14 protein-coding genes and 1 tRNA gene are annotated in these 15,378 nt (G+C 72.0%); 5 read left to right on the top strand and 10 right to left on the bottom strand.

The genetic code is table 11. The features are described from left to right. Window positions 1-475: 475 nt before the first annotated feature. From mshC to P1P70_RS08465, 4 genes are all read right to left on the bottom strand, one after another. The gene (gene mshC, locus P1P70_RS08480) at window positions 476-1,705 is read right to left on the bottom strand and encodes a cysteine--1-D-myo-inosityl 2-amino-2-deoxy-alpha-D-glucopyranoside ligase (RefSeq protein WP_319235884.1); all 1,230 of its coding nucleotides are present in this window, start codon (window positions 1,703-1,705) and stop codon (window positions 476-478) included. Window positions 1,706-1,908: 203 nt separating this feature from the next. Further along, complete coding sequence (locus tag P1P70_RS08475; RefSeq protein ID WP_319235882.1) at window positions 1,909-2,766, bottom strand: SCO1664 family protein; 858 nt, start codon at window positions 2,764-2,766, stop codon at window positions 1,909-1,911. Continuing rightward, window positions 2,730-3,320 carry a DUF3090 domain-containing protein gene (locus P1P70_RS08470; RefSeq protein WP_086797757.1) on the bottom strand — a complete coding sequence of 197 codons (591 nt, stop codon included), beginning with the start codon at window positions 3,318-3,320 and terminating at the stop codon, window positions 2,730-2,732. Before P1P70_RS08470 ends, P1P70_RS08475 begins: the two co-directional genes overlap by 37 nt. Window positions 3,321-3,416: 96 nt before the next feature. Further along, window positions 3,417-4,103, bottom strand: coding sequence for a histidine phosphatase family protein (locus P1P70_RS08465; RefSeq protein WP_319235881.1), 687 nt, complete (start codon window positions 4,101-4,103; stop codon window positions 3,417-3,419). Between the two features lie 104 nt (window positions 4,104-4,207). Between P1P70_RS08465 and corA the strand changes: the two genes are divergently transcribed. Then, window positions 4,208-5,203 (top strand): magnesium/cobalt transporter CorA, encoded by a 996-nt coding sequence (gene corA, locus P1P70_RS08460; protein WP_319235880.1) that lies wholly within the window; start codon window positions 4,208-4,210, stop codon window positions 5,201-5,203. A gap of 93 nt (window positions 5,204-5,296) precedes the next feature. Here corA and P1P70_RS08455 read toward each other — a convergent pair whose 3' ends face one another. Both P1P70_RS08455 and P1P70_RS08450 read right to left on the bottom strand, forming a co-directional pair. Further along, window positions 5,297-6,085 carry a ferritin-like domain-containing protein gene (locus tag P1P70_RS08455; RefSeq protein ID WP_319235878.1) on the bottom strand — a complete coding sequence of 263 codons (789 nt, stop codon included), beginning with the start codon at window positions 6,083-6,085 and terminating at the stop codon, window positions 5,297-5,299. 280 nt (window positions 6,086-6,365) lie between these two features. Beyond that, window positions 6,366-7,421 (bottom strand): LLM class F420-dependent oxidoreductase, encoded by a 1,056-nt coding sequence (locus tag P1P70_RS08450; protein ID WP_319235888.1) that lies wholly within the window; start codon window positions 7,419-7,421, stop codon window positions 6,366-6,368. A gap of 341 nt (window positions 7,422-7,762) precedes the next feature. Here P1P70_RS08450 and P1P70_RS08445 point away from each other — a divergent pair, with 341 nt between their 5' ends. Further along, the gene (locus P1P70_RS08445; RefSeq protein ID WP_319235876.1) at window positions 7,763-8,746 is read left to right on the top strand and encodes an aldo/keto reductase; all 984 of its coding nucleotides are present in this window, start codon (window positions 7,763-7,765) and stop codon (window positions 8,744-8,746) included. Beyond that, window positions 8,743-11,091, top strand: a complete 2,349-nt coding sequence (locus P1P70_RS08440) for a helix-hairpin-helix domain-containing protein (protein WP_319235875.1) — start codon at window positions 8,743-8,745, stop codon at window positions 11,089-11,091. Before P1P70_RS08445 ends, P1P70_RS08440 begins: the two co-directional genes overlap by 4 nt. A 163-nt stretch (window positions 11,092-11,254) precedes the next feature. Here P1P70_RS08440 and P1P70_RS08435 read toward each other — a convergent pair whose 3' ends face one another. Further along, on the bottom strand, window positions 11,255-11,944 hold the full coding sequence (locus P1P70_RS08435; protein WP_319235874.1) for a hypothetical protein: 690 nt from the start codon (window positions 11,942-11,944) through the stop codon (window positions 11,255-11,257). Window positions 11,945-11,992: 48 nt separating this feature from the next. Between P1P70_RS08435 and P1P70_RS08430 the strand changes: the two genes are divergently transcribed. Continuing rightward, window positions 11,993-12,181 carry a DUF5703 family protein gene (locus tag P1P70_RS08430; RefSeq protein WP_005485166.1) on the top strand — a complete coding sequence of 63 codons (189 nt, stop codon included), beginning with the start codon at window positions 11,993-11,995 and terminating at the stop codon, window positions 12,179-12,181. 70 nt (window positions 12,182-12,251) lie between these two features. Here the strand turns inward: P1P70_RS08430 and P1P70_RS08425 are convergent, their stop codons facing one another. The 3 genes from P1P70_RS08425 to P1P70_RS08415 form a co-directional block, all read right to left on the bottom strand. Beyond that, window positions 12,252-13,220 carry a chaplin gene (locus P1P70_RS08425; RefSeq protein ID WP_319235872.1) on the bottom strand — a complete coding sequence of 323 codons (969 nt, stop codon included), beginning with the start codon at window positions 13,218-13,220 and terminating at the stop codon, window positions 12,252-12,254. 134 nt (window positions 13,221-13,354) lie between these two features. Beyond that, complete coding sequence (chpH, locus tag P1P70_RS08420; RefSeq protein WP_033531632.1) at window positions 13,355-13,588, bottom strand: chaplin ChpH; 234 nt, start codon at window positions 13,586-13,588, stop codon at window positions 13,355-13,357. Window positions 13,589-13,742: 154 nt separating this feature from the next. Continuing rightward, window positions 13,743-15,068 carry a M20/M25/M40 family metallo-hydrolase gene (locus tag P1P70_RS08415; RefSeq protein WP_319235871.1) on the bottom strand — a complete coding sequence of 442 codons (1,326 nt, stop codon included), beginning with the start codon at window positions 15,066-15,068 and terminating at the stop codon, window positions 13,743-13,745. 199 nt (window positions 15,069-15,267) lie between these two features. Here P1P70_RS08415 and P1P70_RS08410 point away from each other — a divergent pair. Next, window positions 15,268-15,352 (top strand) — tRNA-Leu (locus P1P70_RS08410). Window positions 15,353-15,378 lie beyond the last annotated feature (26 nt).

Genomic DNA, 15,378 nt, shown 5'->3' with positions numbered 1-15,378 from the left:
ACAGGATGTTGATAGTGTTGTGGGGGGAGAGCCCTGCGGGCGGGCATCCCGGTCCGCTGACAGGCCGGGCGCGAGTTGTACCCGGCGGTTAAGGTGCTGTCGGGTGAGGGGCGATGCGCTTCGGGGCCGGGCTGTGTGTGGTGGGGTGACGGCCGTCAGGTGAAGCCGGACCGGCCCCGCAGCCCCTCGCCCCTCGACCGACAGCGCCTTGACAGCCGGGGACGACTCGCGGCCGGGATGGTGACGGTCCGGTCGGCCCGGCCGATCGGCTCCTCCCCCGTCGCCCCGTGAACTTCCGTCCAGGCACCGCGTCTTCGTGTCCGGGCCGGGCTGCCCGCGGGTCCGCGGCGCCCCGCGAACAGCCCGGCCGCAGAGCGATGGGGCGCGTCCTCCGGTCAGAGGACGCGCCCCATCGATGTCCCTCTGGCACGTGTGGCGTCGGAGACACCTGTGCAGAGTCGTTACTGCAACGGCTTCACAGGGCCACGCCGAGGAGCGCGTCCACGGCGCGCGACACCACACCGGGCGCACCCTCGTCCGTACCGCCCCGCTCCTGCTGGAGGGCGACCCAGCGGTCGACCGCGGCGAGCGCGGTGGGCGCGTCCAGGTCGTTCGCGAGAGCCTCGCGCATCTCCTCGACCAGGGCCTCGGCGGACGGCCCGTCGGGCCGGGAGACGGCGGCGCGCCACCGGTCGAGGCGGGCCACGGCGTCCTGCAGCACCTGGTCGGTCCACTCCCAGTCCGACCGGTAGTGGTGGGCCAGGAGCGCGAGCCGTATCGCGGCCGGGTCGACCCCGTCGCGGCGGAGCTTGGAGACGAAGACCAGGTTGCCCTTGGACTTCGACATCTTCTCGCCGTGCAGCGCGACCATTCCGGCGTGGACGTACGCCTTGGCCATGGGGAACTCGCCGGTCAGCGCCTGCGCGTGCGAGGCGCCCATCTCGTGGTGCGGGAAGGCGAGGTCGGAGCCGCCGCCCTGCACGTCGAAGCCCATGCCGAGGTGGTCGAGGGCGATGGCGACGCACTCGATGTGCCAACCGGGCCGGCCGCGTCCGAGGGAGCCGCCGTCCCAGCTGGGCTCGCCCTCGCGTGCGGCCATCCAGAGCATGGGGTCGAGGGGGTTCTTCTTGCCCGGCCGGTCCGGGTCGCCTCCGCGCTCGGCGGAGAGCAGCCGCATCGTGGCGGCGTCGAGGCGCGAGACCTTGCCGAAGTCGGGGTCGGACTCGACGGAGAAGTAGATGTCCCCCTCGAGTTCGTACGCGGCGCCGGAGTCACGGAGCCGCTCGACGAGCGGAACGATGCCGGGGATGGCCTCGACCGCGCCGATGTACTGGCGGGGCGGGAGCATCCGGAGGGCGGTCATGTCCTCGCGGAAGAGGGCGGTCTCCTTCTCGGCGAGGGCCACCCAGTCGATGGCGTCACGCTCGGCCCGCTCCAGCAGGGGGTCGTCGACGTCCGTCACGTTCTGGACGTAGTGAACCTGCCGCTTGGTGTCGAGCCACACGCGCTGAACGAGGTCGAACGCGTTGTAGGTCGCCGCGTGACCCATGTGGGTCGCGTCGTACGGGGTGATACCGCAGACGTAGATACGGGCGACGGGACCGGGGTCAAGGGTGATGAGCCCATCGGTCGCGGTGTCGTGGATCCGAAGGTCGCGGCCCTTGCCGGGCAGGGCGGGGACCTCAGAAGCGGGCCAGGCATGCATGCCACGAGCCTAACCCGATCGCCGCGCCACTATGCCGGGCCCTCCTGGGGTTCGGCCGGTGGCTCGGGGGTGCGGACTGTTGCGCGAGTGCGGCCGGGCGGGTGGACGGGCCGCCCAGCGGCTCGGGGGTGCGGGCTGTACGGCGACCGCCGCCAGGATGTGGCTGGTCGCGCAGTTCCCCGCGCCCCTGGCGTGGCGTGCCCTCAGACCGGGGGCCAGGGGATCGCCGGCCACTCGCCGCTCGGCTCCGGGTGGCGTCCGCTCTTCAGCAGTGCGGCGACCCGCTCCCGCGTGGCGTCCAGCTCGGCCGGTGTGATCAACGCGACGAGCTTCGCGGCCAGCGCCCCGCCCTCGCCGAGGGCGTCCCGCAGCCGCTCCAGGACGTCCACGGCCTCCTCCGTGAGCGGCTCACCCGCCCAGCCCCACAGCAACGTCCGCAGCTTGTTCTCGACGTTGAAGGTCACTCCGTGGTCGATGCCGTAGAGCCGCCCCTCCGCACCGGGCAGGAGGTGCCCGCCCTTGCGGTCGGCGTTGTTGACGACCGCGTCGAGGACGGCGAGCCGCCGCAGCCGCTGGTCGTCGGCGTGCACGAGGAGCGCGGTCTCGCCGTCCCCGACCTCCGCGAAGCCGACGGCCTTCCAGCCCTCCCCGGCCTCCTCGCCGTCGACGAGGGCCAGCAACTCGGACCCGGGCACGCCCTCGATCCACAGCTGGCACATGCCCTGCCCGTACGGCCCGTCCCGCAGCACGGTGGGCGGAACGAGCCCCCAGCCGGTCACCTCGGACACCTCGTACGCGGCGACCTCCCGCTGTGCGAGCGTTCCGTCGGGGAAGTCCCACAGGGGCCGTTCCCCGGCGACGGGCTTGTAGACGCAGGCGGCCTCCCGGCCCTCGTGGGCGACCGTGCAGTACAGCACCGCGTTGGACGCCTCCCGCACCTGTCCGCGCACGGTCAGCTCGCCTTCGGCCAGCAGCGTGACCGACGGTTCGACCGACGGGACGGGCGACGGCTCGGCGGAGGAGGTCACTCCCCGCGCCGGTATCCGTTCTGGCGCGGACATACGTGTCCTTCCGGGTCGAGCGGCAGACTGCACAGCGGGCACGGCGGCCGCCCCGCGTTGACGACGTCGAGCGCGCGCTTGGCGAAGGCCCGGGCCTGGGAACCGGTGAGGCGGACGCGGAGCATCGGCGGGCCGTTCTCCTCGTCCTGGAGCATCCGCTCCTCGGCCTCGGCCAGGTCCTCCTCGGAGTCGGCGTCCAGCTCGACCAGGGCCTGGGCCTCGACGATCATCCGCTCTTCGTCGCCGTCCCAGGCCAGCGCCATGGTGCCGACCCGGAACTCCTCCTCGACGGGGGTCTCCAGCGGCGCCGTGTCCGACACCTCGGTGGGGGCGACGGCCGGCACCGCGGCGCTGCCGCCGCTGCGCCGCACGACCTCGTCCAGCAGTTCGTCCATGCGCTCGGCGAGCGCGGCGACCTGGGTCTTCTCCAGGGCGACGCTGGTGACGCGCTGCCCGGAGGAGGCCTGCAGGAAGAAGGTACGGCGCCCGGGCAGCCCGACCGTACCGGCCACGAAGCGGTCCGGGGGGTCGTAGAGGAACACCTGACGGGACACGTCCTGTCTCCATTGGAATCGACGTCGGGACCGGCCGCGCCGGATGCTGAGGGGTTCAGCGCCGCCGCGACCGCTTCACCCTACTGCGGTTGACGATCACGGTGCCCCCGCACCGCCCCCCACGGTCGCGTCACCGCTCGGGGGCTCCTCGCGCGGCGCCAGGGACGAGAAGTCCCCGGTGTCGCCGAGGCGGACGAGAAACGGCCTGAGTCGGGTGTAACGGATCGCGGTGATGGAACACGGTTCGACAGAGATCCGCTGGAAGAGGTCCAGATGAAGTCCGAGTGCGTCCGCGACGAGCGACTTGATGATGTCGCCGTGCGAGCACATCACGTACACGGCGTCCCCGCCGTGGTCGCGCTCCACGCGCGTGTTCCACTCCCGGACCGCCTCCGCGGCCCGGTGCTGCATGGCCCGCATCGACTCACCGCCCGGGAACGCGGCGGCCGTCGGATGCGCCTGGACGACCTGCATCAGCGGTTCGTCGTTCAGCTCGGCGAGCTTGCGGCCGGACCAGTCGCCGTAGTCGCACTCGCCGATCCGCTCGTCGGTGTGGGGGACGAGGCCGGGCCGGCTGTCGAGCAGCGGCGCGATCGTCTCCTGGCAGCGCTGGAGCGGGCTGGTGACGACCTCGGCGATCGGCAGCCCGGCGAGGCGGCCGGGCAGCGCCGCCGCCTGCGCGGCGCCTCGCTCGTCGAGCGCGACCCCGGGCGTCCACCCGGCGAGCACACCCTCGGTGTTGGCGGTGGAACGTCCGTGCCGGACAAGGATCAACGTGGGCATGCGCCCCAGCCTAGACGCCTGTCCGACGGACCCCTTCGGCCCTGTGGAAAAAGCCTCCGCGCACGGGGCGGCTGTGGACAAAGCCCCCGAGAAAGGAACTCCCCGTGATCGTCGACTGCGCCGTCTACCGCGACGGGCACCGCACCGAGGGCCCCGACGACCTCTCCGACGCCCTGGCCGCCGCCCGTGCCTCCGGCGGCTTCGTGTGGATCGGTCTGCACGAGCCGTCGGAGAAGGAGTTCGCCCTGGTCACCGAGGAGTTCGCGCTGCATCCGCTGGCCGTGGAGGACGCCCTGAAGGCCCACCAGCGGCCCAAGCTGGAGGTGTACGACGACTCGCTGTTCTTGGTTCTCAAGCCGGTCGTGTACGAGCCGTCCAGTGACACCGTGACCACCGGCGAGGTGATGGTCTTCCTCGGTCACGCCTTCGTCGTGACCGTCCGCCACGGCGAGGGCTCGCCCCTGGGCGTCGTACGACGTCGCCTGGAGCAGGAGCCCGAACTGCTCGGCAAGGGGCCCACGTCCGTGCTGTACGCGATCACGGACGCCACGGTCGACCACTATCTGGAGGTGGCGACCGAGCTCCAGACCGACCTGGAGGAACTGGAGACGGAGGTCTTCTCCCCCGACGTGGGCGGCTCGCGGAACACGGCGTCCCGGATCTACACCTTCAAACGCCAGGTCCTGGAGTTCCGCCGGGCCACCGGCCCGCTCGCCGCACCCCTCGCCCGGCTCTCGGGGACCGGCACCTCCACGCTCACGGTGCCCTTCGTCGAGGAGAAGGCCCAGCCCTTCTTCCGCGACGTCAACGACCACCTCACCCGCGTCAACGAGTCCGTGGAGGGCCTGGACCGGCTGGTCTCCGACATCCTCTCCGCGCATCTCGCGCAGATGAGCGTCCGGCAGAACGACGACATGCGGAAGATCTCGGCCTGGGCGGCGATGGCCGCGATCCCGACGATGGCCGCCGGTGTCTACGGAATGAACTTCGAGCACATGCCCGAACTGCGCTGGGTGTGGTCGTACCCGGCGCTGATGGCGCTGATGGTCATGACGGAGGTGCTGGTGTACCGGCTCTTCAAGCGGCGCGGCTGGCTGTAGCGACCGACACCCGCCCCGGGACGCCATTCCTGTGCCGAACGCGCGCATGGCGGACGGTGCGGTGCCACGCGCGCGTACGGGTGCGCGAGGTGCTCAGGCGAACTCGGGGGCCGCGGTCGCCGGTCCGCCCAGGGCGTCGCGGCGTTGCGGCATCGTCAGGGTCACCATGCGGCGCCAGCCGACCGCCCGCTCGTACACGTACACGGCGTGGATGCCCGCGGAGAGGACGGCCGCCTTCGCCTTCGGCCAGCCCAGAACGCGCCCCATGCGGTCCATCACGGCCAGGCTGACGTCCCGGTAGACGGCGATCTCGGCGAGGGCGCACTCGCGCAGGGTCCGCTGGATCAGGCGGCCGTGTCCGGCGGCCGCGTAGCGCAGCAGTTCCTCGTGGGTGTAGGCGAGGTGGTTGTCCTCGTCGTCGGAGATCATCCGGACGGCCTTGCCGATCTCGGGGTGGTCCGCGAAGTGCTTGCGGAGCATCACCATCTGGTCGGCGGCGCGCTGTTCGGTGACCCGGCTGTGGGACAGGTAGACGATGATGTCCGGCAGCGTGAGGGCCTGGTCGGCCTTGAGCTTCTCGTGCGCGAGGCCGATGCCGCGGCGTTCGAGGAGCATGGTGTAGTCGGTCTCGGGCGGGACCTCCACCGGTTGCAGGCCGCGCTTCTTCATCAGGGCGTTGAAGATCCGTCCGTGCTTGTCCTCGTCGGCACCGTGGCGGGTGATCTTGGGTGCGAGCGCGCGCTCGCTCTGCGGGACGAGCGCGGCGATGCGCGCGTTCTCCCAGCCGCCCTGTGTCTCGCCGCTCGCGGCGATCGAACAGAACAGCCGGAACGACTCGTCGTCGTCGACGATCTCCTGGAACAGACTCTTGGCCGAAAGCATCAGAGGCACCTCTCTGCAGGGGGCCTGGCAGGGTCCTGCAGAAAACGAGTCAAATGGGGTACCAGGAGCCGGGCAACAGCTGTGTCGGACAAATCCGCCGAACGAATGATGCCGGGGCGGCGCGAACGCGTAACCGAGCGGGTCGCGCCGCGTTGTCCTCCGTGACGGCCGTGGCGGGGAAGACCCCCGAGCCCCCACCACGGCCGCTGAACTTTCCGACCCCGCGGTCCGGCCGGTACCGGCCCGGTTCCGGTGCCGGTCGGCCACTGCGCCGTTCGGGTTACGCGAGCCCGGCCAGCTCCATCGCCTCGGTGCCGGCCCGGAGCGAGGCGATCCGCTCGTCCAGGGTGAAGCCCGCCGGGGCGAGGGTGAGGGTGGTGACGCCGGCCTCGGCGTAGGCCTTCATCCGGTCGGCGATGCGCTCCACGGATCCGAGCAGCGTGGTCTGGTCGATCAGCTCGTGCGGAATGGCCGCCGCGGCCCCGGCCTTGTCACCGGCCAGGTACTTGTCCTGGATCTCGGCGGCCTCCTTCTCGTACCCCATGCGCTGGGCGAGCTGGTTGTAGAAGTTCTGCTTGCGGCTGCCCATGCCGCCGACGTACAGCGCGGTGTACGGGCGGAAGGTGTCGGCGAGCGTCGCCACGTCCTTGTCGTCGCCGACGGCGAGGGGCAGCGTCGGGCAGACGTCGAACCCGTCGAGGGTCTTGCCGGCCTTCTCCCGCCCTGCCCGCAGGTACTTGATCGCGGTGTCCTCCAGGTGCGCGGCCGAGGGGAAGATCAGCAGGGCGCCGTCGGCGATCTCGCCGGTCTGCTCCAGGTTCTTCGGGCCGATCGCGGCGATGTACAGCGGGATGTGCTCGCGGGTGGGGTGCACGGTCAGCTTCAGCGGCTTGCCGGGGCCGCCGGGCAGCGGCAGCGTCCAGTGCTCGCCGTCGTGCGACAGGCGCTCACGGGTCATGGCCTTGCGGACGATCTCCACGTACTCGCGGGTGCGGGCGAGCGGCTTGTCGAACTTGACCCCGTACCAGCCCTCCGAGACCTGCGGGCCGGAGACGCCGAGGCCGAGCCGGAAACGGCCGCCGGAGAGCGAGTCCAGCGTCGCTGCGGTCATCGCGGTCATCGCCGGCTGGCGGGCCGGGATCTGGAAGATGGCCGAGCCCACGTCGATGCGGTCGGTCTTGGCGGCGACCCAGCTGAGCACGGTGGCGGCGTCCGAGCCGTACGCCTCCGCCGCCCAGCAGACCGCGTACCCCAGCCGGTCGGCCTCCTGCGCCACGGCCAGGTTGTCCCCGTCCATTCCGGCGCCCCAGTAGCCGAGGTTGATACCGAGCTTCATCGAGACCCGCCTTCCCTTACCCATCGGTAACGTCCTTGTTTCCGCCGACCCTACCGGGCGGTGCCGCGTCAGAGCTCGGGAGGCGGAGGCTGGCGGGCGAGCGCGGGTCGGTCGTGGTTGCTCGCGCAGTTCCCCGCGCCCCTCAGGACGGCCCTGCGGGCCGATCCTGAAAGGGCCGCAGGCCTTTCAGGGGCGCGGGGAACTGCGCGACAAGCCCCCACTCGGCCGCGGACGACCCACCTCCCTCACGACCCCGGTCGAATTCAACGCGCGGCTCCCTGGGGAAATCGGTTATCCACAGGCCCCCACGTGACCAACCCTGGCCAGTAATGTCGGCGTTCATGGAGCAGAGGCATCTCGGCCGTACCGGCCTGCGCGTGTCCCGGATCGGGCTCGGCACCCTGACGTGGGGCCGCGACACGGACGAGCATGACGCCGCGGACATGTTGAAGGTGTTCTGGGAGGCGGGCGGCACCCTCGTGGACACGGCGGACGTGTACGGGGACGGCGAAGCCGAGTACCTGCTCGGGCAGTTGATGGACGGGCTGGTGCCGCGCCGCGACCTGGTCATCTCCACGAAGGCCGGCAGCGTCCCGGACCCCGACCGCCGTTTCGACGGCTCCCGGGGCCATCTGCTCGCCGCCCTGGACGCCTCCCTCGCCCGACTCGGCACGGACTACGTCGACGTCTGGCACATCCACGCCTACGACCCCGAGACCCCCCTCGACGAAACGCTCCAGGCCCTCGACCTGGCCGTCAGCAGCGGCCGCGCCCGGTACGCCGGGGTCTCCAACTTCTGCGGCTGGCAGCTCGCGAAGGCGGCGACCTGGCAGCTCGCGGCCCCCGGCATACGCACCCGCCTCGCCAGTACGCAGCTGGAGTACTCCCTGCTGCAACGCGGCGTCGAGCGCGAGGTGCTGCCCGCCGCGCTGGACCTGGGCATCGGTCTGCTCCCCTCGTCACCGCTGGGGCGCGGGGTGTTGACCGCCAAGTACCGCCACATCACGCCGCCCGACTCCCGGGGCGGCTCCGAGCACATGGCGCCGTTCGTCGCGCCCTACCTCGACGAGACGGCGACCAGCATCGTCGAGGCGGTCCAGACGGCCGCGGACGGTCTCGCCGTGACTCCGATCCAGGTGGCCCTCGCCTGGGTGCGCGACCGGCCGGGCGTGGCCGCGCCCATCGTGGGCGCGCGCAACGCGCTGCAGCTCACGGGGGCATTGTCAGTGGAGACCCTTAGTCTTCCTGACGAGATCTGCCGGGCTCTCGACGATGTGTCGGCGCCCGTGCACCGCTATCCCGATCACGACTGGAGCACGCTGTGAGCACGGAGCCCGCGACCACGGGGACGGACGAGCCGGGAGGACAGGGCGACACCCCGCGCTCCGACGCTCCCGACGACGCAGCCGCCGGGAGCGCTCCGGAAGGCTCCGCCGGTGCCGAGGACTCAGGCGCCTCCGAAACCGCCTCCGAGAGCTCGTCCGAAACCGCCTCCGAGAGTTCGTCCGAAGACGCCTCCGAAGGCGCGTCCGAAGTCTCCGAGGCCCAGGCCGAGTTGGCGGCCCAGCGGTTGGAGCGGGAGCGGATCGAGCGGCGCAAGGCGGAGAAGAGTGCGCCGATCACGAGCGGGGCCAAGCTCAGCGGGACGGCCGCCGACCTGCTGGCCGCCGTGCGGGCCGTCGAGGGCGGCCAGAAGCCCACGGCCACCGTCTTCGACGGGCCGGCACCGACGCCGCGTCGGCCCGCGGAGGAGCCGGTGCGGCGGCCACAGCCCGTGGCTCCCCCGGCCGGCGCGGCGGCCCCCTCCGGCGAGACGGTCGAGGCGGTGCGCGCGGTGCTGACCGAGGGCGGTGCTCCCGAGGCGCTGGTGCCGCAGGTCGCCGAGGCGCTCGGCGAGGGCGCGGGCGACCGGCTGCGCGACGATCCCTGGCAATTGCTGCGCGTTTCGGGTGTGCGGCCCGAGCAGGCGGACGGGTTCGCGCGGGCCCTGCTCGGCGCGGAGTGCGGCCCGGACGACGAGCGGCGGGGCCGGGCGGTCACCGTGTGGCTGCTGGAGCAGGCCGCCGTGGCCGGCCATACGGCGCTGGAGGCCCCGGCCCTGACCGCCGCGCTCGGTCAGCGTTCCGTCCCCGACCCCGACGAGGCCGTCCAGAGCACCGTGGCCGAGGGCGAGGCCCTGGTCTTCCAGGACGCGTTGGACGACGCCCCGGCCGCGCCCCGGTCCGCACCGACCCCCGCACCGGCTGCCGCGGACGCCGGCGCCGGCGCCGAGGGTGAGGGTGAGGGTGAGGGCGAGGGCGACGAAAGTGACGAGGCCGAGGACGAGCGCCCGGTCCGCGTCCTCATCGGTCTGGAGCGGTTCGCCCTCGCCGAGGAGAGCCTCGCCGACGGCCTCGCCCGCGTCATGAACTCCCTGCCCAAGGACGATCCGACCGATTGGGCCTCGGCAGCGGCGTCGACACCACGTTCCGCGGCCGAGCTGGTCCGCGCCGTCGCGGGTCACGGGCTCGTCCTGCACACCGGTGGCGAGGCGGCCCGCGCGGAACCGGCGGCGCTCGTCACGGCCGCTCGGTCGCTCGGTCTGCGGGCCTACGCGGCGACGCACAGTGCGGACGGCAGGCGCCGCTTCGCCGCACAGCTGTCCTCCGCCGACGGCGAGCCCGCCGAGGGGGACGACACCGCCGAGGGGGACGACACCGCCGAGGGGGACGAATCCGCGGTGACGACCCTCGCCGGGCTGCTGTCCGGCGCGGAGGGACCCGGCCGTGACGCGGAGGGCGCGCTCGCCCTGGACCTGCTCGTGGTGCTGGACGCTCCCCAGGTGGACGTCGAGACCGCCGCGCTACTCGCCGAGTCGCTGCCCGACGGGTCCCGGCTGGTGCTCAGCGGCGACCCGGGGGTCCTCTGGTCCGCCGGGCCGGGCCGGGTCTTCGCCGACCTGCTCGCCGCCCGGGCCTGCCCGCAGGTGGCCTCCCGGACACCCGACCCCGGGCCCATCGGTGAACTGGTCTCCGGCATCGGGATCGGCGAGCTGAACCAGGTCGACGCGCCCGGCAAGGAGGTCGTGATCGTGCCGGTGCGGGACGCCGGTGAGGCGGTGCACCGGACGGCGCAGCTCGTCGTGGACTCGGTGCCGAGGGCGTTCGGGATCCCCGCGGAGCAGGTGCAGGTGATCACCCCCGGTCATGGCGGCGCCGCCGGCACACGCGCGCTGAACGCCGCGCTCAAGGAGCGGCTGAACCCCGGTCCCGGCCGTTTCGGCGGCTTCGACCCGGGCGACCGTGTGGCCCACTCCCCCGCGCCGGGCCGTACGACGCCGGGCCGCGTGGTCAAGGCCGACGCCGAGGGGCTGCACCTGGAGTGCGCGGGCGAGGCCGTCGTCGTACCGAAGGAGCGGGTCGAGCAGACCGTGCGACACGGGTGGGCACTGACCGCGCACCAGGCGGTCGGACACCGGTGGCCGGCGGCGGTGGTGGTGCTGCCGGGTGACGCGGCGCAGACCCTCACGCGCCCCTGGGTCTACACGGCCTTCGGTCGCGCCGAGCGGCACCTGTCCGTCGTGCACGGGGTGGAACAGGCCCTGCCCCGCGCGGTCGCCGAGATCCCCCCGAAGCCCCGCACGACGCGACTGCCGACGCTGCTCAAGGCCCAGGTGCCGTCGGCCGATTAGGGCACCGCCCGACAACGGACGCGCACCCCTGGGACGGCCCGCAGGGCCGTCTTCCAGGGGCGCGGGGAACGGCGCGAGCAAGCACGCACGACCCGAGGCCGCCCGACGACGGAAAGCCCCGAGCTATGGGGCGTTCCCTGCCACAGGGCACCGCCGTGGGCCCCTACCGGTCCACATCCAGCGGTTCCAGATCCTCGTCCTCGTCCAGCTCCGCGACGAGCGTGACGTCGTCGTCCAGGTCGTCGTCGTCCGGTTCGTCGTCGAAGACCGCGCTGACGTCGAAGCGGCAGACGACCCGCTGCCCGTCGACCCCTTCGAAGGGTGCCTCCAGCCACTCGCCGGGCTCGGCGGCGTCGTCCGCGGCGGTCACCCAGAGCGTGGAGTCGCCCTCCTCCAGCCCGAACTCCTTGTGCCGGGAGGCGATCTCGTCCGGTTCGAACTCCCCGAACAGCAGGCCCAGCGCCCCGTGCACCGTGGCGGCCACCCCGTTGGAGACGGCAGGCTCCTCGGCCGCCTCCACCCGCTGCGCCTGTGCCAGCAGCCGCTGCGGCTCGCCCACCGTGTAGTCCCGGCGGATCAGCACACTGAGCGCGCCCGGTTCCTCGGGGCCGATGTACGGCGGCCTGTCCTCGGTGCCGGGGATCTCGAAGGGCGTGACCTCGTCGTAACGGTCGTAGAGCAGTTCGTCGTACTCCTCGGCGGCCGCCGCCAGCTCGTTGAACGCCTCGTAGACGGCCGGGTCGTCCTCCCCCGACCGGCGTTCGACCGCGGCCAGGTGGCGGTCGAGCGCGGTCTTGACCGCCTCGGCGGCGGCGCGTACCTCGGCAGCGGTGGGCTGCGCAGCATCAGACATAGTGCAGACGCTATCCGTACCGGGCCCCAGCCCGCACAATAGATACCGATGCCGGAATACGAATTTGTCGACGTGTACGTACCGCGCGGGGTCTCCCGCAAGGACGCCACACGCCTGCTGACGGACCATGCCGAGTACGGACACTGGGAGTTGGACCGACTGAGCCTGCTGCGTGACGGCAGCCGCAGGGTGCGGTTGCGCCGACGGATCATCCGCCAGGTGCGCGCCACATGGTGAGCGGGCGGAACGAAACGGAGCGGGCCCCGCAGGTGCGGGGCCCGCTCCGTTTCGTGGAGGCCGGGTCCGGTCAGAGCGCGGCGGCCCGCGCCTTGCGGTAGATCAGGGCGCCCCCGATCAGTGCGCCCGCGCCCACCGGGAGCATCAGCCCGAGCGGCAGGTCGCCGCCGGTCTGGGCGAGCTGCGCGGCGCCGTCGGGCTGGGTGACGGTCTGCGTACCCGGGGTGTTGGTGTCACCGCCGGGGACCTCGCCGCCGGGCCTGCCCGGTCCGCCCGGCTGACCGGGCTTGCCCGGTGCCGGGGATGCCTCCTCGGAGCCGCCCGGCGGGTTCTGCGGGCCGCCCGGGTTCTCGTGCGCCCCTCCGCCGCCCGAGTTCCCGCAGTCGTCGTCCGCGACCCCGTTGCCGATGCCGACCACGCTGACGCTGTTGCCGCAGACGTTGACCGGCACGTGGACCGGAACCTGGATGTGGTTCCCGGAGGCCACACCCGGCGAGTCACCGGTGTGACCGCCGGCGTGGGAGCCGCCGTACGACGGCCCGTGGCCGTCGTCGCCGTAACCGTTGCCGTAACCGCCACCGCCCGAGCCGTTCGAGCAGTCGTTGCCCACGGCCGTGTTGCCGACGCCGACCACGTTCACGCTGTTGCCGCAGACGTTGACCGGCGCGTGCACCGGGGCCTGCACGACGTTGCCGGAGGCCACGCCCGGAGAGTCACTGGCGTGCCCCCGGGCCTGGGAACCACCGTGCGAGGAACCGTGGCCCTGGTCGCCGTGGCCGCCGTGTGCGTGCTTGCCGCCGCCGTTGGAACACTTGTTGCCGGCCGCCGGGTTGAGCAGCCCGACCACGTTCACCGTGTTGCCGCAGACGTTGACCTCGGCCTCCACCGGCGCCTGCACGGTGTTGCCGGAGAGCACGCCCGGCGAGTTGGTGGCGGAGCCCTGCGCGCCGGAGTCGGCGTGGGCCATGCCTCCGGCGGCGGCGAAGACTCCGGACGCGGCCGCCACCGTCATGAGGCCTTTGCGGGTGACCTGTCGCATTGCTGAATTACCTGCCTTAAGCCCTATGTTGTGATCTTGTACACCTTGTCGGGAGACCGAACGGCCCCGGAGTGCATGGCGCGCACTCCGGGGCCGACGGTTTGTTTCAGACCCTCACCGGGTGAGGCACAACGTCACTTGTTGATGCAGGTGTTGCCGAAGGCGGGGTTCAGCAGCCCGATCACCGAGATCGTGTTGCCGCACACGTTCACGGGGACGTGAACCGGCACCTGGACGACGTTGCCGGACGCGACACCCGGGGAGCCGACGGCGGCACCCTGAGCCCCGGCGTCGGCGACGGCCAGACCCGCGCCCGCGAGAACCAGACCACCGGTGGCAGCCGCAGCGGCGACGACCTTCTTGAGCATTATTCCTCCTTGTTGGCAAAGCGACCCCAAGTAGCGAGTCGCATCACCTGTAACGAGGAGGGAGTAATGGAGCTACGAGCTTATGGTCGGATTCACTCGTCACGGTCGACCTTCGTACGGGCGGCCGAATAAGTACCGATGGGCGCCGAACGGGTCAGGACGCGTCGATGAAACGGTCGAGGACGCGCACACCGAACTTCAGGCCCTCCACCGGCACCCGCTCGTCCACGCCGTGGAACATGCCCGCGAAGTCCAGCTCCGGGGGCAGCTTCAGCGGCGCGAAGCCGAAGCCCCGGATGCCGAGGTCGTCGAAGGACTTGGCGTCCGTACCGCCGGAGAGCATGTACGGGACCGCCTTCGCGGCCGGGTCCTCGGCGAGCAGCGCGGACTGCATGGCGTCGACGATCGCCCCGTCGAAGGAGGTCTCCAGCGCCTTGTCGGAGTGCACGTCCTCGCGCCGCACGTTCGGACCGAGGATCTTGTCGAGGTCGGCGAGGAACTCCTCCTCGAACCCGGGCAGGAACCGTCCGTCGACGTGCGCGGTGGCCTCGCCCGGGATGACGTTGACCTTGTAACCGGCGCCGAGCTGGGTGGGGTTGGCGGTGTTCCGCAGCGTCGCGCCGATGAGCTTGGCGATGCCGCCCAGCTTGGCGAGCGTGCCCTCCATGTCCTCCGGGTCGAGCGTGGTGCCGAGCGCGTCGCCGAGTTCGTCGAGGAAGGCGCGGGTGGTCTTGGTGACCCGTACCGGGAACTGGTGGCGGCCGAGGCGGGCGACGGCCTCCGACAGCTCGGTGATGGCGTTGTCGCGGTGGATCATCGAGCCGTGGCCCGCCGTGCCGGCCACGGTCAGCTTCATCCAGTGCATGCCCTTCTCGGCCGTCTGGATCAGATAGAGCCGCCGCTGCTCGCTCACCGTGAACGAGAACCCGCCGACCTCGCTGATCGCCTCGGTGACGCCCTCGAAGAGATCGGCGTGGTTCTTCACCAGGTGCTTCGCCCCGTACGTGCCGCCGGCCTCCTCGTCCGCGAGGAAGGCGAGGACGATGTCGCGCGGGGGCCTGCGGCCGCTGCGCATGCGGTCGCGGACGACCGCCAGCGTCATGGCGTCCATGTCCTTCATGTCGACCGCGCCCCGGCCCCACACACAGCCGTCCGCGACCTCGCCGGAGAAGGGGTGGTGGGTCCAGTCCGCCGCGTTGGCCGGGACGACGTCGGTGTGGCCGTGGATGAGCAGCGCGGGCCGGGACCGGTCCTCGCCCTCGATCCGCGCCACCGTGGAGGCGCGGCCCGGGTGCGACTCGAAGATCTTCGGTTCCAGCCCCACCTCGGCGAGCTTCTCGGCGACGTACTCGGCGGCCGCGCGCTCGCCCGGGCCCGAGTGGTCTCCGAAGTTGCTGGTGTCGATCCGGATCAGCTCGCTGCAGAGGTCGACGACCTCGTCCTCGCCGGTCACACGCCTGCCCGTGTCCGTCTCACTCACGCTGGTTCCTCCCGCGGTCGCTGCTGGTGGTTCCCCCTCATCCTCCTCCTGCCCCACCGCCCGCCCCAAGACCGGGACCGGCCCGTCACACGCCGTTCACGCCCGGCCGTCCCCGGGGACGGGGTGTGATCGGGGGCCCTCGAAAGCCTGGTAATGTTTCCTTCGTCGCCGCGAGGGAAACACGCGCGACAGACACCTTGTCCGGGTGGCGGAATGGCAGACGCGCTAGCTTGAGGTGCTAGTGCCCTTTATCGGGCGTGGGGGTTCAAGTCCCCCCTCGGACACACAGTGGCGAAGGCCGCGACCCTTG

This window comes from Streptomyces sp. MB09-02B, from assembly GCF_033794485.1.
Lineage (GTDB): Bacteria > Actinomycetota > Actinomycetes > Streptomycetales > Streptomycetaceae > Streptomyces.
This window is presented reverse-complemented; position numbering and strand designations above follow the sequence as displayed.

Bases quoted from the DNA above. Each gene is read 5' to 3' on its own strand.
- P1P70_RS08475 (WP_319235882.1), bottom strand. From the start codon at position 2,766: ATGTCCGCGCCAGAACGGATACCGGCGCGGGGAGTGACCTCCTCCGCC.
- P1P70_RS08445 (WP_319235876.1), top strand. From the start codon at position 7,763: ATGGAGCAGAGGCATCTCGGCCGTACCGGCCTGCGCGTGTCCCGGATC.
- P1P70_RS08435 (WP_319235874.1), bottom strand. From the start codon at position 11,944: ATGTCTGATGCTGCGCAGCCCACCGCTGCCGAGGTACGCGCCGCCGCC.
- P1P70_RS08455 (WP_319235878.1), bottom strand. From the start codon at position 6,085: ATGCTTTCGGCCAAGAGTCTGTTCCAGGAGATCGTCGACGACGACGAG.
- P1P70_RS08425 (WP_319235872.1), bottom strand. From the start codon at position 13,220: ATGCGACAGGTCACCCGCAAAGGCCTCATGACGGTGGCGGCCGCGTCC.
- mshC (WP_319235884.1), bottom strand. From the start codon at position 1,705: ATGCATGCCTGGCCCGCTTCTGAGGTCCCCGCCCTGCCCGGCAAGGGC.
- P1P70_RS08430 (WP_005485166.1), top strand. From the start codon at position 11,993: ATGCCGGAATACGAATTTGTCGACGTGTACGTACCGCGCGGGGTCTCC.
- chpH (WP_033531632.1), bottom strand. From the start codon at position 13,588: ATGCTCAAGAAGGTCGTCGCCGCTGCGGCTGCCACCGGTGGTCTGGTT.
- P1P70_RS08450 (WP_319235888.1), bottom strand. From the start codon at position 7,421: ATGAAGCTCGGTATCAACCTCGGCTACTGGGGCGCCGGAATGGACGGG.
- P1P70_RS08465 (WP_319235881.1), bottom strand. From the start codon at position 4,103: ATGCCCACGTTGATCCTTGTCCGGCACGGACGTTCCACCGCCAACACC.